Source organism: Actinomadura decatromicini (assembly GCF_008121305.1).
GTDB classification, from domain to species: Bacteria; Actinomycetota; Actinomycetes; order Streptosporangiales; family Streptosporangiaceae; genus Spirillospora; species Spirillospora syzygii.
Genome location: NZ_VSRQ01000004.1, coordinates 756852 through 770597 on the forward strand (window position 1 = coordinate 756852; position 13746 = coordinate 770597).

The following is a 13746-nucleotide window of genomic DNA, read 5'->3' on the forward strand; positions in this document are numbered from 1 at the left end:
ACCGCTCCTCAGCCGTATCCCCGGCGCCCGCGGGACGACGGGGACACGCCCGCGCGCGCTCAGTCCTTCGTCGCCGCGGCCAACTGGCCGCAGGCCCCGTCGATCTCCCTGCCCCGAGTGTCGCGCACCGTGACCGGGACCCCGTGGGCCTCCAGGCGGCGGACGAACTCGCGCTCGTCCGACGGCCTTGAGGCGGTCCACTTGGAACCCGGCGTCGGGTTCAACGGAATCAGGTTGACGTGTACGAGATTCCCGCGCAAGAGCCTTCCGAGAAGATCGGCCCGCCATGCCTGATCGTTGACGTCCTTGATGAGCGCGTACTCGATCGAGACGCGCCGTCCGCTACGGTCCGCATAGGCCCAGGCCGCGTCCAGTACCTCAGAGACCTTCCACCGGGTGTTGATGGGGACGAGCTCGTCGCGCAGTTCGTCATCGGGCGCGTGCAGGGACACTGCCAGCCGTACGGACATGTCCTCTGCGGCGAGCTTCTCGATGGCTGGGACGAGCCCGACCGTGGATACGGTCACCGCCCGCTGAGAGATGCCCAACCCGGCCGGTGCGGGATCGGTGATGCGCCGTACCGCGCCCAGAACCGCCTTGTAGTTGGCGAGCGGCTCGCCCATTCCCATGAAGACGACGTTGGAGACACGACCCGTTCCACCCGGGATACGGCCACGAGCCAGAGCGCGCGCGCCCGCCGTGACCTGTTCCACTATCTCTGCCGTGGAAAGGTTGCGAGTGAGCCCTGCCTGACCGGTCGCGCAGAAGGGGCAGTTCATGCCGCACCCCGCCTGGGACGAGACGCACATCGTCGCCCTGTCCGGATACCGCATCAGCACGGACTCGAACAGGACGCCGTCGAAGGCCTTCCACACTGACTTGAGGGTCATCCCACCGTCACACGTCAATTCCCGTACCGGGGTCAGCAACGAGGGCAGCAACTCGGACACGAGTCGTTCACGGACGGCCGCGGGAAGGTCCGTCATCTGAGCCGGATCGTCCACGAGACGCGCGAAATAGTGCCGGGACAACTGGTCGGCCCGGAACGGCTTCTCACCCAGCTCGGCCACCGCCTCCCGGCGTTCCGCCGCCGTGAGGTCGGCGAGGTGCCTCGGCGGCTTGCCGCGCCTGGGCGCGGCGAACACGAGCTTCGCCGGGGTCTTCTTCGGCGCGGAGTCTGCGGGGGCGGATCGGGTGGCAGCCATGGTCCCTCCAGTGTGGCAAACACCTGGGTGTGCGTCGTCCGCCCGCGGACACGCCTTCCCGCCCGCGACACGACATCGCTGCAGATGACCTTGTCTGCGACTAAGGTCTCGATCATGTCGGTATTGCGCAGGGGAGCGTCCCCGCCCCGGGGATCCACGGCCGCGGTCCTCCACACCGCGGCCAGCCCGTACGGCAGCCGGCGGCTCACCGTCGAGACCGACGGCGACGTTACGGCGGCCTTCCTGAAAGACGCGCGGGACTCGGTGGTCGGGGCGGTATGGGTCGCCAACCACCGCAAGGCGCCACCGGACCTGGACCAATCCCGCCTGGACGCGGGCCGCGCGCCCCTCATGCCGGAATCCCACGTACGCCACCCGGCGGGACGCAAGGAACTGGACGTCGAAGCCCTAGAGGTCGTGTGGTTCGAGGAGGGTGACGGCGTCGCCGTCCTGGAGGCGGGCGACCCGCTGTTCGTGATCCCCGGTTGGTCCGACATGGGGCGCGGTATCCCCGGATACGCCCGCGACGTCGTCCGGCAGAGCCCGTTCGCCTTCCCCCTGGAAGAGGAGATCGAGGACTTCGGACCACGCATCGACCGGGCCCGCGAGCACTGGAAGATGTGCCGCGCGGACAGTTCCTGGGCCGAGTTCCAGCAGTCTGTGCTCGGCCATCTCCTGCAGAGGCTCGGCCCAGGTGGCCACTACTGGCACGATGTCGGACGCCAATTGGGCGGCGGCCGGACGAACATGGCCCCGACCGTAGGGGTGTCGGAACGTCCGGCAAGAGGCGACCGGGGGTTCACCGTGCTGAGCACGGTCGGGATGTGCCGTCAACGGATGCCAACGGTCGAACTGTACGAGGACGACGTCGCCCCTTATGGACGCATCGAACTCGCCGTAGCGAGCACTCTGCCCAGTCAGCGCGCGGGCAGCATCTTCCCGTGGCTGGCCCAGTATCCATGGCGTTCGGTGACGTGGTTCGCCCCTGGGGACGTCGTCAAGTGGTACCACGAGGCCCGCACGTTTCCCTTGCGGAACGGTGAGTCGGCCTGGGAGGGCGTCCTTCTCCTGGACGATCCGAGCCGTCTGCCTGGCCCCGACTCCCCCGACCTGACCGGATTGACGCAGAACGAGGACCCCGTCCGGTGGCTGTGGCTCGTGCCCATCACCGGTGAGGAACACCGCTTCGCCAAGAGTGAGGGATCGGACGCGCTTGTCCGTCGCCTCGCCCAGCAGGGTCGTTCCTGGGTCGTCTCCTAACGCGGACACCCCCCGCCTAGGAGCCTTCCAGGCGACCCTAGGCGGGGACGAACAGCTCCAAGAGAAGCCACACGACGGGCGCGGTCGCGACCAGTGAGTCCAGGCGGTCCATGACCCCGCCGTGGCCGGGCAGGATCGTTCCCAGATCCTTGATGCCGAGATCCCGTTTGATCATCGACTCGACGAGGTCGCCCGCGGTCGCCGTCACCACGGCGGCGAGGCCGATCAGGACGCCCTGCCAGACGTGGCCGCCGTCCATCAGCCACCAGACCAGCCAGCCTCCGACGACCATGCAGGTGAGGGCCGAGCCCGTCACGCCTTCCCAGGTCTTCTTGGGGCTGATCGTGGGCGCCAGCTTGTGCTTCCCCAGGAACGCCCCCGCGAAGTACCCGCCCGTGTCGCTCGCGACGGTGATGGCGATGAAGATGACGATGCGGTGGTCGCCGTCGTCCGGGCGGAGCAGGAGCGCCACGGTGCCGCCCATGAGGACGAGGTAACCGGCGACGAGCGACCCTGCGGCGACATCGCGCACGTACCCTTCGGCGCCTTCGGTCATCCGCGTCATCAGCAACGCGAGCACCGTGAGGGACAACGCCGCCACCGTGGCGGTCGGCCCCCACACATAGGTCACGACTGGAGTGCCGACCATGCCCGTCGCGACCGGAATGAACGGGACACGGATGTCACGGCTCTTGAACGCCTCGGTCAGTTCCCGCATGCCGACGAACAGGAACACGACCATCACGGCCAGGAAGATCTCCTTGACCGTGTAGAGAGAGAGCAGCACAAGGGCGCCGAGCCCAAGGCCAACGAAGATGGCGAGCGGAAGATTTCGGCCCGCCTTGCCTTCGCGCTTGCCGCCGGACGCCCCATCAGAAGACGTCTCGTCACCGGACGTCGCCCCAGGGGACGTCCCGTTGTCGGAAGGGCCCGCATACACGTGCGCGCCCGTGGAGGGGGTGGGGCCGGAGGACGAGGTGTCCCCGGTGGACGTGTCCGGCGTCCGCCCGGCCATGTCGGCCTCCGGCTCATCCGGGGAGCGGGAGGGCTCCCCGGCGTCGTCGAGTCCCATCAAACTTCGAGCAGTTCTGCCTTCTTGTGCTCAAGAAGTTCGTCGATCTGCGCCACGTAGCGGTGCGTGGCGTCGTCGAGCTCCTTCTCCGCACGCCGGACCTCGTCCTCTCCCGCCTCGCCGTCCTTGGCGAGCTTGTCGAGCGTGTCCTTGGCACGGCGGCGGATGTTGCGGATGGAGACCCGGCTGTCCTCGGCCTTGTGGCCCGCGACCTTGATGAACTCCTTGCGCCGCTCCTCCGACAGGTCGGGGAAGACGACGCGGATGACGTTGCCGTCGTTGGTGGGGTTCACGCCAAGGTCGCTGTCGCGGATGGCCTTCTCCACGGCCTGCATGGACGACTTGTCGAAGACCTGGACGATGACCATCCGGGGCTCCGGCAGGGTGAACGACGCGAGCTGGTTGATCGGCGTCGGCGTCCCGTAGTACTCCGCGGTGATCTTGTTGAACATCGCGGGGGTGACCCGTCCGGTGCGGATGGCCTGGAAGTCCTCCTTGGCGACCGCGACCGCCTTCTCCATCTTCTCCTCTGCTTCGAGGAGGGTCTCGTCGATCACTGTGACTCCCGTGTCATCTGGTCGGCCTGGTCGGACGGTTCCGCACCGCGTCCGGCTCCGCGTCCGGCGCCGCGACGCGCGCTGCGGCTGGAGGGCTGCCGGTCAGCCCTCCTCCGGGCTGACCAGCGTGCCGATCTTCTCACCCCGGACGGCCCGGACGATGTTGCCCTGCCCCATGAGGTCGAAGACCACGATGGGGAGCGCGTTGTCCATGCAGAGGCTGATGGCCGTGGCGTCCATGACCTTCAGGCCCCGCTGTAGAACTTCACCGTAATCCAAACGGTCGAACTTGACCGCGTCAGGATTCTTTCGCGGATCGGCATCGTAGACACCGTCCACTTGGGTGGCCTTCAGGACGGCCTCCGCCCCGATCTCCAGCGCGCGCTGGGCGGCGGTGGTGTCGGTGGAGAAGAACGGCTGACCGAGACCCGCGCCGAAGATGACGACGCGCCCCTTCTCCAGGTGCCGGATGGCGCGCCGCGGAATGTACGGCTCGGCCACCTGGCTCATGGTGATGGCGGTCTGCACGCGGGTGTCGAGCCCCAGCTTCTCCAGGAAGTCCTGGAGGGCGAGGCAGTTGATGACCGTGCCGATCATGCCCATGTAGTCGGCGCGGCCGCGGTCCATTCCGCGCTCGGCCATGACCGCCCCGCGGAACATGTTGCCGCCGCCGCAGACGACCGCGACCTGGACGCCGTCCCGCACGGCCTCGGAGATGGCCTCCGCCACGTGCTGGACGACCTCCGGGTCGATCCCCAGCGGGTCGCGTCCGGCGAACGCCTCGCCGGACAGCTTCAGCAGGACCCGCTTCCACCCGGCGCGCGGCGCGTGCTGCCCGGGTGCGGGCGACGAGGCCGCCGCCGCGCTATTGGTCGTCTTGTCCGGCACGTCGGCGGCCTCCTCGTAGTCTCGCGTGGTCTTTCGGGTATCCCTGTCTCCAGAGTGCCCTTACGCCTGCCCGACCTTGAACCGGGCGAAGCGGACGACCTTGACCCCGGCCTCGTCCAGGACCTTGGCGATCGTCTTCTTGTTGTCCTTCACGAACGCCTGCTCAAGCAGGACGAAGTCGCGGAAGTAGGCGTTCACCCGGCCCTCGACGATCTTCGGGATGGCCTGCTCGGGCTTGCCCTCGTCCCGGGTGAGCTGCTCGGCGAGCGCCCGCTCCTTCTCGACCGCCTCGGCGGGGATCTCCTCGCGGGTGAGGTACTTCGGGGACATCGCCGCGATCTGCTGGGCGACGTCCTTGGCGACCTCGGGGTTCTCCTTGTCCAGCTCGACCAGCACGCCGGTGGTCGGCGGCAGGGACGGGTCGGACTTGTGCAGGTAGCTGGCCACGTAGGCGCCCTGGTAGTGGGCGAAGCGGCGCAGCTCCAGCTTCTCGCCGATCTTGGCGCTGTTCTCCTCGATCAGGGCCTGGACGGTCTTGCCCGGCTCGATCTCGGCGCCCAGCAGGCCCGGCGCGTCGGCGGCGCCGCTGCCCGCGGCGAACTCGACGAGGCGGTTCGCCAGCTGGATGAACTGCTCGTTCTTGGCGACGAAGTCGGTCTCGCAGTTCAGCTCCAGGAGCGCCCCGTCGCCGGAGTTGGCGAAGTACTCGGCGACCAGGCCGTTGGCGGCGGTGCGCTCGGCGCGCTTGCCGACGTCCTTGGCGCCCTTGAGACGCAGCAGCTCGGTGGCCTTCTCGAAGTCGCCGTCCGCCTCGGTGAGGGCGTTCTTGACGGCCATCATTCCGGAGCCGGTCAGGTCACGCAGCCGCTTGACGTCCGCGGCGGTGAAGTTAGCCATTGCTCTCTTCGCTTCTCTCGTCGTCGTTGGTCGTGGGACCCGCGACGGTTCCGGCCCGTCCGCACCGGACGGGCCGGGACCGCGGGATCAAGCCTGCTCGGCCTCGGCGGGCTTCGGCGCTTCCTCGGCCGGAGCCTCGTCGGCCTTGGCCTCCTCGGCCGGGGCGTCCTCGGCCTTAGCCTCCTGCGCCGGAGCGTCCTCGGCGGGAGCGTCCTCGGCCGGAGCCTCCTCGGTGGCTGCGGCGGCCTCCGCCGGGGCCTCGGCGCCGTCCTCGGACGGCTTCAGCAGGTCCCGCTCCCACTCGGGCAGCGGCTCGTCGGAGACCGCGGTGGCGGCGCCCTCGGCCGGCTTCTCGTCCGCGCCGGGCGCGGCGCCCGCGCGCGCGATGAGGCCGTCCGCGACGGAGTCGGCGACGACGCGGGTCAGCAGGCTGACGCTGCGGATGGCGTCGTCGTTGCCCGGGACCGGGTAGTCGACCTCGTCCGGGTCGCAGTTGGTGTCCAGGATCGCGACGACCGGGATACCGAGCTTCTTGGCCTCGTTGACCGCGATGTGCTCCTTCTTGGTGTCCACGATCCAGATGGCGCTCGGGACCTTCGCCATGTCGCGGATACCGCCGAGGGTGCGCTCCAGCTTGTCCTTCTCGCGGCGGAGCCCGAGGAGCTCCTTCTTGGTCATGCCCGAACCGGCCACGTCGTCGTAGTTGATCTCCTCCAGCTCCTTGAGCCGGGTGAGCCGCTTGTGGACGGTGGAGAAGTTCGTGAGCATGCCGCCCAGCCAGCGCTGGTTGACGTAGGGCATGCCGACCCGGGTCGCCTGCTCGGCGATGGACTCCTGGGCCTGCTTCTTGGTGCCGACGAACAGGATCGTCCCGCCGTGGGCGACCGTGGCCTTGACGAACTCGAAGGCGCGGTCGATGTAGGACAGGGACTGCTGGAGGTCGATGATGTAGATGCCGTTGCGCTCGGTGAGGATGAAGCGCTTCATCTTCGGGTTCCAGCGGCGGGTCTGGTGGCCGAAGTGGACGCCGCTCTCAAGGAGCTGCCGCATGGTGACGACGGGTGCCATTGCCCGTGTTCTCCTTCTCTGGCCCTGCCGGGCCGCATTTGGTTGTCTCCTGCGCCCGGGTGCCGTCCCACCGTCGCCGCGGCGACGGACCTGGGGACGGCGCCCCACCCATGTCAGCGGTGGCATGCGGGCGCGTGAAATCAGCCGCCGGGACATCCCCAGGCGGCTGTGACCCGTTTCCGGGTCTGTGACCTCGCCGCTCACCGCGGCTTCTCGTCTCTCCCCCCCTGCGGACGGATCGTCGACGGCCTGGCCCTGGCCGGTGCCCTCTCGGACACTGCTACAGATTATCAGGGCGCGGGGGTGTCCGGGAATGAACGGCGGCCGAGGTTATCCACAGTTGACGTAGCCTCTGTCGGCGTGGCTGGCGGGGCGGCAGGCTGCGACGCATGACTTTATTGACATTGCTTCTCACCTGCACGATCGCCCTCGGGACGCCTGGCCCGGGAGTGTGGCGGTGGCCGCTCGGGCCGCCCGCGCCACAGGTGGTCCGGGCCTTCGCGCCGCCCGCCTCGCCGTGGGGACCCGGCCACCGGGGCGTCGACCTGGCGGCGCGGCCGGGTCAGCCCGTCTACGCCGCCGGTGCGGGCCGCGTCTCCTACGCCCGGCGTCTGGCCGGACGGGGCGTGGTCGCGATCGATCACGGTGTGCTGCGGACCACGTATCTGCCGGTCCGCGCCAGCATCGGCGTGGGGCGGCAGGTGACGGCGGGTACGCGGATCGGGGTCCTGGAAGGCGGCGTGCTGCACTGCCGGGTGCCGTGCCTGCACTGGGGGCTGCTGCGGGGCTCGCTCTACCTGGATCCGCTGAGCCTCGTCCAGCGCCAGGTGCGCCTGCTGCCCTACTGGCCGAAGTCCACGGCGTCGCCTGCACCCGCGCCGGAGCCGGCGCACCAGCCCGACCTGGTGCTGCGGGACGCCACCACGGCGACGGGCGGCGCGCTGACCGGGGTGTTGCTGACCCTCACGCTGGCGTTCCTCTGGCGCCGCACCGGGCTCCGGTTCCGGCTGCACCGCAGGCACCGTCCGCCGCCGGGCGTGATCAACCTGTCCCGGGAACGCCGCCTCCGCCGCGCCCGCTGACCCGCCGCCTGCCGTCCCGCCCTCCCGCATGTGGGACGGCATGGCCGTTCACCCTCATGCCGGTTGGGCACGGTCAGTCGGGTTGGGCTCCGCGGGGGTGGGCCTGCCGATGGACGTTCTTGAGGCGTTCGGGCGACACGTGGGTGTAGATCTGGGTCGTCTGCAATGAGGCGTGGCCGAGGATCTCCTGGACGCTCCTCAGGTCCGCCCCGCCTTCGAGCAGATGGGTGGCGGCGCTGTGGCGCAGGCCGTGCGGGCTCAGGTCGGGGACTTCCCCGACCTCGGTGATCCGGTCGTGGACGATGCGGCGCGCGCTGGTCGGGTGCAGGCGTCCGCCGCGCACGCCCAGGAACAGGGCGGGGCCACTCTTCTCGGTCGAGAGGGCGGGGCGCCCGGCCCGGAGCCAGTCCTGGACGGCGCGGACGGCAGGCTCTCCCACCGGAACGGTCCGCTCACGTCCGCCCTTGCCCAGGACGCGGACCGTGCGACGGCCGGTGTCCAGGTCGTCGACGTCCAGACCGCACAGTTCACTGACCCGAACGCCCGTTCCGTAGAGCAGTTCCAGGACGGCCAGGTCACGGAGACCGAGAGGCCCCTGGGCGTCCATCGTGTCCAGGAGACGTGCGGCTTCCTCCTGGGTGAGTGCGGTGGGCAGGTCCCGTTGCCGCTTGGGAGTGCCGAGCAATAGCCCCGGATCGTCGTCGAGCAGACCTCGCCGGTGCAGGTGGCGGGTGAAGGCGCGGACGGCCGCCGTCCTGCGGGCCAGGGTGGCGCGCGAGCGGCCGAGCGCGTGCTGGCGGGCGAGCCAGGCGCGCAGGAGCGAGACGTCCAATTCCCCCGGTTCCGTCACGCCGGTGTCGGCGGCGTAGCCGACCAGGTCGTTCAGATCGCCGAGGTAGGCGCGCAGCGTGTGCGGTGAGACGTCGCGCTCCGCGCGCAGATGGCGCCCGAAGTCGGAGACGGCTTCCTCCAGCGCAAGGGTCACAGGCGTCACGCTGCGCCAGACACCCCGCCGAAGCAAGGACCCGACGCCGTTTCGCGGTGATCGTCGCGAATGCTCCCGAGGTTATCCACAATTCGCGTTCCCTCTGTCACACATCGTCACCGCGCGGCATCGTCGAAGTCCGGAGGTGAGGCCATGAAAGCCCACATCAGCCTCGGCAGGCGCGGCGAGGACGCCGCCGCCGACTACCTGCTCGAACTCGGCTGGACGATTCTCGACCGCAACTGGCGGTGCCCGGAGGGCGAGCTCGACATCGTCGCCCACGACGGCCGCCGGCACGTCGTCTGCGAGGTGAAGACCCGCGGGTCCACCCGCTTCGGCGACCCCCTCGAAGCGATCACGGAGGACAAGGCCGCCCGGTTACGGCGGCTGGCCTGGCGGTGGGCCGCCGCGCACGGCGTCGGGTCCGCGACCGTGCGCGTCGACGTCCTCGGCCTGGTCTCCAAGGGGACCGGCTTCTCCATCGACCACCTGAGGGAGGTGTGCTGAATGACGCTCGCGAAGACCCGCTCGGTGTCGCTCGTCGGGGTGGACGGCCTCGTCGTCGACGTCGAGGCGGCCATCACCAGCGGCGTGCCGGGCCTCCACCTGGTCGGCCTCCCGGACACCGCGCTCAGCGAGGCCCGCGACCGCGTCCGGGCCGCCATCTTCAACTCCGGTGAAGATTGGCCCAACCGCCATGTCACGGTGTCGCTGTTCCCGGCGAGCGTGCCGAAGAAGGGATCGACCTTCGATCTCGCCATCGCGATCGCGTTGCTCGCGGCGGCGGAGGCCGTCCCGCCACGCGCCTGCGCCGACCTTGTGCTGATCGGCGAACTCGGTCTGGACGGCCGGCTCCGTCCGATCCAGGGCGTCCTGCCCGCCGTGCTGGCGGCGGCCAACAACGGCTGCCAGACGGTGGTCGTCCCGCAGGCGAACGCGGCCGAGGCGGAGCTCGTCCCGGACATGAAGGTCATCTCGGCGAGGACGCTGCGCGCTCTCCTCTGCCTCCTGCGCGACCAGCCACCGCCCATCGAAGAGGAGCAGGACGAGGGGCCGCCCTCCACCGCCGACGGGTATTCGGTGCGACGGCACGACATTCCGCCCGACCTGGACCTGGCCGACGTCCGCGGGCAGGCGGAGGCACGCCGCGCCTTAGAGATCAGTGCGGCGGGAGGGCACCATCTCTTCTTCGCCGGGCCTCCCGGCTGCGGGAAGACCATGCTCGCGGAACGCCTGCCGACGCTGATGCCGCCCCTGGAGCCCGACGTCGCGCTGGAGGTCACGGCGATCCACTCCGTCGCGGGCACGCTCCGGCCGGGTCAGCCGCTGATCGTCCAGCCGCCGTTCTACGCGCCGCACCACTCGGCGTCCCGGGCGTCGCTGGTCGGCGGCGGATCGGGGCGCGTCCTCCAGCCCGGAGCCGTTTCGCTGGCCCATCGAGGGATCCTGTTTCTAGATGAAGCTCCTGAGTTTCTAGCCGGAACGCTCGACGCGCTGCGCCAGCCGCTCGAAGAGGGCGAGGTGAGGATCAGCCGGATCGAGGGCATGGCACGGTTCCCCGCCCGGTTCACGCTCGTCCTGGCGGCGAATCCCTGCCCGTGCGCCGCCGCCAAGCAGATCGACTGCTCGTGCGCCCCCGGCGCGCGCCGCAAGTACGCCTCCCGCGTCTCCGGCCCGCTGCTCGACCGCATCGACCTCAAGCTGGAACTGGCCCCGGCCAGCCGCGCCGAACTCCGCTACGACCTGGAGTTCGCCGAATCCAGCAAGGTGGTGGCCGAACGCGTCCTGCTCGCCAGGGAACGGACGCTCAGCCGCCTGGCGGGCACCCCGTGGAGATCCAACTCCGAGATCCCCGGGCCGGAACTGCGCCGCCGCTTCACCCCGTCGTCGGAGGCGATGCAGGGCGCCGACCAGGCCCTCCAGCGTGGCGCGCTGAGCGCCCGCGGGCTCGACCGCGTCCTGCGCGTCGCCTGGACCCTCGCCGACCTGGCGGGCCGCGACGAGCCCGGTTCGGACGACGTCGGCGGCGCGCTCGCCCTGTGGTCGGCGGTGCGCCAATGAGCGACGAGCGCACCGCCCGCGCCACCCTGACCGCCGTCGCCGAACCCGGCGACGCCTTCCTCAACCGGATCATCGACACGTCCGGCCCGGAGCGGGCCCTCGAAGCGATCCGCACCGGACGCCTCCCCGACGACGTGCCCGCCGGCCCCAAGGAGATCGATCGCCTGGCACATTGGCGGATCCGGCTGATCGCCGCCGAACCCGACCAGGACATGGCCGTCTGCGCCCGCTTCCATGGCCGCCTCATCTGCCCGGGCGAGCCCGAATGGCCGACGACCCTCGACGACCTCGGCAGCGGACGCCCCTACGCCCTGTGGCTGCGCGGCCCCGGCGACCTGCGCTACAACTGCCTGCGCTCGGTCGCCGTCGTCGGCTCCCGCGCCGCGTCCCCGTACGGCATGCGCGCCGCCTCCGACTTCGCCTCCGAACTCGCCGACCGGGGCTGGACGGTGATCTCCGGCGGTGCGCTCGGGATCGACGCGGCCGCCCACCGGGGCGCGCTCGCCGCCGACGGGCGCACCGTCGCGGTCTTCGCGAACGGCGTCGACGTCCCTTATCCGGCGTCCAACGAAGGGCTCTTCGCCGAGATAGCCCGGAGGTCCCTGCTGGTCAGCGAGTCGCCGCCCGGCACTCACCCGCACCGGCTCCGCTTCCTGATCCGCAACCGGGTGATCGCCGCCCTTTCGCGCGGGACGCTCGTCGTCGAGGCGGAGGCCCGCAGCGGCGCCCTCAACACGGCCGCCTGGGCCGCCAGGCTCGGCCGCATGGTGATGGCCGTGCCGGGCCCGATCACCAGCCGGACATCGGTCGGCTGCCACCGGCTCCTACGCGAGGAGAACGCCACCGTCATCACCCGCACCGAGGAGATCATCGAAACGGTCGGCCGCCTCGGCACCGACCTGGCCCCGCCTCCGCACACCCCGGTCTTCCCGCGCGACCGCTTGGAGCCGGTCACCCGGTCCGTCCTGGAAGCGTTCCCTGCCCGGGGTGCGGTCGGTCCCGCCCAGCTCGCCGTGAAGGCGGGCATGGATCTGCCGACCGTCAACGCCAAGCTGGGGCTGCTGGCCGCCGCGGGCTTCGTAGAACGCGCTCCCGGCGGCTGGCGGTTGGCGAAGTCGGCAAAGTCCCCCGGCCCCGTCGCGCCCATCCCCCAAGGACCCCCGGAATGAACCGTGTGAACACAGAGGACCGTCCGAACACAGAGGGAGGACGCCGTTCACGATCACCGCCTCGGATTCCGTCCGGCTCCGGACGATCGGCCCACGCACATCGTGAGGCACGAACGGGCTGGGGTCTATCGAAGATTCGGCTGCTCTGCAGGAGGCCGAGTCGGGGCCGAGCCGTGGTCTGGCCGGGCGGTCAGCCAGGTCTAGGTGGGAGTCGGCTTATTGGTCGGACGGGAGTTCGAAGTCGCTTTTGGCGAGTTCTTCGACATTGACGTCCTTGAAGGTGACGACACGCACGTTCTTGACGAAGCGGGCGGGGCGGTACATGTCCCAGACCCAAGCGTCCTGCATCGTGACCTCGAAGTAGACCTCGCCGTTCTCGACACTGCGCACCTGGAGGTCCACGGAATTGGTCAGGTAGAACCGGCGCTCGGTCTCGACGACGTAGCCGAAGAGCCCGAGCACGTCGCGGTACTCGCGATAGAGCTGCAGCTCCATCTCGGTCTCGTACTTCTCGAGATCCTCGGCGCTCACGCTCGTGCCCCTTCCGTCCGGCCCTCGCCGGGGACCTCTCCTTCGGTCTCCTCCTCCAAGGCCACCTCTCCATTGTTACGCAAGGCACGCCCGACGTTGACGTAGGAGAACCGATGCTCTGGACAAGGCCCGTGCACCGAGAGCGCCTTGCCGTGCGCGCGGGTGACGTACCCCTTGTGAAGGTCGAAGCCGTACTCCGGGTACCGCTCGTGGAGTTCCACCATGATCCGGTCTCGGGTGACCTTCGCGACGATGGACGCCGCCGCGACGCACGCCGCGACCTGGTCACCCTTAATCATCGGAAGCCCGGGGACGTCCAGGCCGGGGACCGGGAAGCCGTCGCTGAGGACGTAGGCGGGCCGCTTGTCCAGGGCGGCCAGGGCCCGCCGCATCCCCGTGACGTTGCAGCGGTGAAGGCCGATCCGGTCGATGTCGTGGCACGGGATGACGACGGCGCTCCAGGCGTAGGCGCGCTTGGTGATCTCCTCGTAGAGCTCCTCGCGGCGGGCGGGTGTGAGCATCTTGGAATCGGTGAGGCCGTCGATCCTGCCCCGTCCCCCCTGAAGGATCACCGCGCCGACGACCATGGGCCCGGCGCACGCCCCCCGCCCCGCCTCGTCGACACCCGCCACCGGGCTGAACCCGGCGTGCTCCAGAACGCGCTCGTACGCGTGCAACCCCGCGTCACGACGCGGCGTGAAACGAAGTGGGCGACCCTTCATGCTCCGCAGCGTACGTCCCCGTCCCCGGCCGCCGCTCGCCGATCCGCATCCTTCCCGCCATGGCCCTGATCACCCCTGTCCCCGACATCTGCTCGGAGGAATGACATTGATCGACGACACCGGAACGCGCCCTGCCCTGACCTGCCCGAATCGCCGAACCGGTGGAGCATTACGCGCCTCGGCCACCGAACGCGCCGCCCCGGCGCAGCAACACCATCCACCCGACCACGCACTGCGCGCCGCGCTTGA

Annotated in this window: 14 protein-coding genes; 5 read left to right on the forward strand and 9 right to left on the reverse strand. The window is 70.1% G+C overall.

Annotated features, from left to right (window positions below; translation table 11 throughout):
- Window positions 1-59 precede the first annotated feature (59 nt).
- On the reverse strand, window positions 60-1205 hold the full coding sequence (gene rlmN, locus FXF68_RS21965) for a dual-specificity RNA methyltransferase RlmN (protein WP_148762064.1): 1146 nt from the start codon (window positions 1203-1205) through the stop codon (window positions 60-62).
- 114 nt (window positions 1206-1319) lie between these two features.
- Between rlmN and FXF68_RS21970 the strand changes: the two genes are divergently transcribed.
- Complete coding sequence (locus tag FXF68_RS21970) at window positions 1320-2465, forward strand: suppressor of fused domain protein (RefSeq protein WP_148762066.1); 1146 nt, start codon at window positions 1320-1322, stop codon at window positions 2463-2465.
- A gap of 37 nt (window positions 2466-2502) precedes the next feature.
- Here FXF68_RS21970 and FXF68_RS21975 read toward each other — a convergent pair whose 3' ends face one another.
- From FXF68_RS21975 to rpsB, 5 genes are all read right to left on the reverse strand, one after another.
- Window positions 2503-3537: a phosphatidate cytidylyltransferase gene (locus tag FXF68_RS21975; protein WP_246178856.1), complete on the reverse strand. Its 1035-nt coding sequence runs from the start codon at window positions 3535-3537 to the stop codon at window positions 2503-2505.
- Window positions 3537-4094: a ribosome recycling factor gene (frr, locus tag FXF68_RS21980; protein WP_148762067.1), complete on the reverse strand. Its 558-nt coding sequence runs from the start codon at window positions 4092-4094 to the stop codon at window positions 3537-3539. The genes FXF68_RS21975 and frr overlap by 1 nt, the downstream gene beginning before the upstream one ends.
- 102 nt (window positions 4095-4196) lie before the next feature.
- Complete coding sequence (gene pyrH, locus FXF68_RS21985) at window positions 4197-4895, reverse strand: UMP kinase (protein ID WP_246178889.1); 699 nt, start codon at window positions 4893-4895, stop codon at window positions 4197-4199.
- A 147-nt stretch (window positions 4896-5042) separates the two neighbouring features.
- Complete coding sequence (gene tsf, locus FXF68_RS21990) at window positions 5043-5879, reverse strand: translation elongation factor Ts (RefSeq protein ID WP_148762071.1); 837 nt, start codon at window positions 5877-5879, stop codon at window positions 5043-5045.
- Between the two features lie 87 nt (window positions 5880-5966).
- A complete protein-coding gene (gene rpsB / locus FXF68_RS21995) occupies window positions 5967-6947 on the reverse strand; it encodes a 30S ribosomal protein S2 (RefSeq protein ID WP_148762073.1) in 981 nt (326 codons plus the stop codon).
- Window positions 6948-7336: 389 nt separating this feature from the next.
- Here rpsB and FXF68_RS22000 point away from each other — a divergent pair, with 389 nt between their 5' ends.
- Window positions 7337-8029, forward strand: a complete 693-nt coding sequence (locus tag FXF68_RS22000; RefSeq protein WP_148762075.1) for a murein hydrolase activator EnvC family protein — start codon at window positions 7337-7339, stop codon at window positions 8027-8029.
- Between the two features lie 73 nt (window positions 8030-8102).
- Here FXF68_RS22000 and FXF68_RS22005 read toward each other — a convergent pair whose 3' ends face one another.
- Complete coding sequence (locus FXF68_RS22005) at window positions 8103-9014, reverse strand: tyrosine recombinase XerC (protein WP_246178857.1); 912 nt, start codon at window positions 9012-9014, stop codon at window positions 8103-8105.
- A gap of 153 nt (window positions 9015-9167) precedes the next feature.
- Here FXF68_RS22005 and FXF68_RS22010 point away from each other — a divergent pair, with 153 nt between their 5' ends.
- From FXF68_RS22010 to dprA, 3 genes are read left to right on the forward strand one after another with little or no spacing between them, the layout of a single operon-like run.
- A complete protein-coding gene (locus FXF68_RS22010) occupies window positions 9168-9521 on the forward strand; it encodes a YraN family protein (protein WP_148762080.1) in 354 nt (117 codons plus the stop codon).
- Entirely contained in the window at window positions 9522-11075 is a 1554-nt protein-coding gene (locus FXF68_RS22015) for a YifB family Mg chelatase-like AAA ATPase (RefSeq protein ID WP_148762082.1), read from the forward strand. It begins immediately after the preceding gene.
- Window positions 11072-12244 (forward strand): DNA-processing protein DprA, encoded by a 1173-nt coding sequence (gene dprA / locus FXF68_RS22020; RefSeq protein WP_148762084.1) that lies wholly within the window; start codon window positions 11072-11074, stop codon window positions 12242-12244. The genes FXF68_RS22015 and dprA overlap by 4 nt, the downstream gene beginning before the upstream one ends.
- Window positions 12245-12460: 216 nt before the next feature.
- On the opposite strand, the gene FXF68_RS22025 is transcribed toward dprA, so the two are convergent.
- Window positions 12461-12775, reverse strand: coding sequence for a DUF2469 domain-containing protein (locus FXF68_RS22025; protein ID WP_148762086.1), 315 nt, complete (start codon window positions 12773-12775; stop codon window positions 12461-12463).
- On the reverse strand, window positions 12772-13497 hold the full coding sequence (locus FXF68_RS22030; protein WP_148762088.1) for a ribonuclease HII: 726 nt from the start codon (window positions 13495-13497) through the stop codon (window positions 12772-12774). The genes FXF68_RS22025 and FXF68_RS22030 overlap by 4 nt, the downstream gene beginning before the upstream one ends.
- Window positions 13498-13746 lie beyond the last annotated feature (249 nt).

What these genes read in the sequence shown, in the direction of transcription:
- FXF68_RS21975 (WP_246178856.1), bottom strand. Translation starts at nt 3,537, where the DNA reads ATGGGACTCGACGACGCCGGGGAGCCCTCCCGCTCCCCGGATGAGCCG.
- FXF68_RS22010 (WP_148762080.1), top strand. Translation starts at nt 9,168, where the DNA reads ATGAAAGCCCACATCAGCCTCGGCAGGCGCGGCGAGGACGCCGCCGCC.
- rlmN (WP_148762064.1), bottom strand. Translation starts at nt 1,205, where the DNA reads ATGGCTGCCACCCGATCCGCCCCCGCAGACTCCGCGCCGAAGAAGACC.
- FXF68_RS22030 (WP_148762088.1), bottom strand. Translation starts at nt 13,497, where the DNA reads ATGAAGGGTCGCCCACTTCGTTTCACGCCGCGTCGTGACGCGGGGTTG.
- FXF68_RS22000 (WP_148762075.1), top strand. Translation starts at nt 7,337, where the DNA reads ATGACTTTATTGACATTGCTTCTCACCTGCACGATCGCCCTCGGGACG.
- rpsB (WP_148762073.1), bottom strand. Translation starts at nt 6,947, where the DNA reads ATGGCACCCGTCGTCACCATGCGGCAGCTCCTTGAGAGCGGCGTCCAC.
- tsf (WP_148762071.1), bottom strand. Translation starts at nt 5,879, where the DNA reads ATGGCTAACTTCACCGCCGCGGACGTCAAGCGGCTGCGTGACCTGACC.
- FXF68_RS21970 (WP_148762066.1), top strand. Translation starts at nt 1,320, where the DNA reads ATGTCGGTATTGCGCAGGGGAGCGTCCCCGCCCCGGGGATCCACGGCC.
- dprA (WP_148762084.1), top strand. Translation starts at nt 11,072, where the DNA reads ATGAGCGACGAGCGCACCGCCCGCGCCACCCTGACCGCCGTCGCCGAA.
- FXF68_RS22015 (WP_148762082.1), top strand. Translation starts at nt 9,522, where the DNA reads ATGACGCTCGCGAAGACCCGCTCGGTGTCGCTCGTCGGGGTGGACGGC.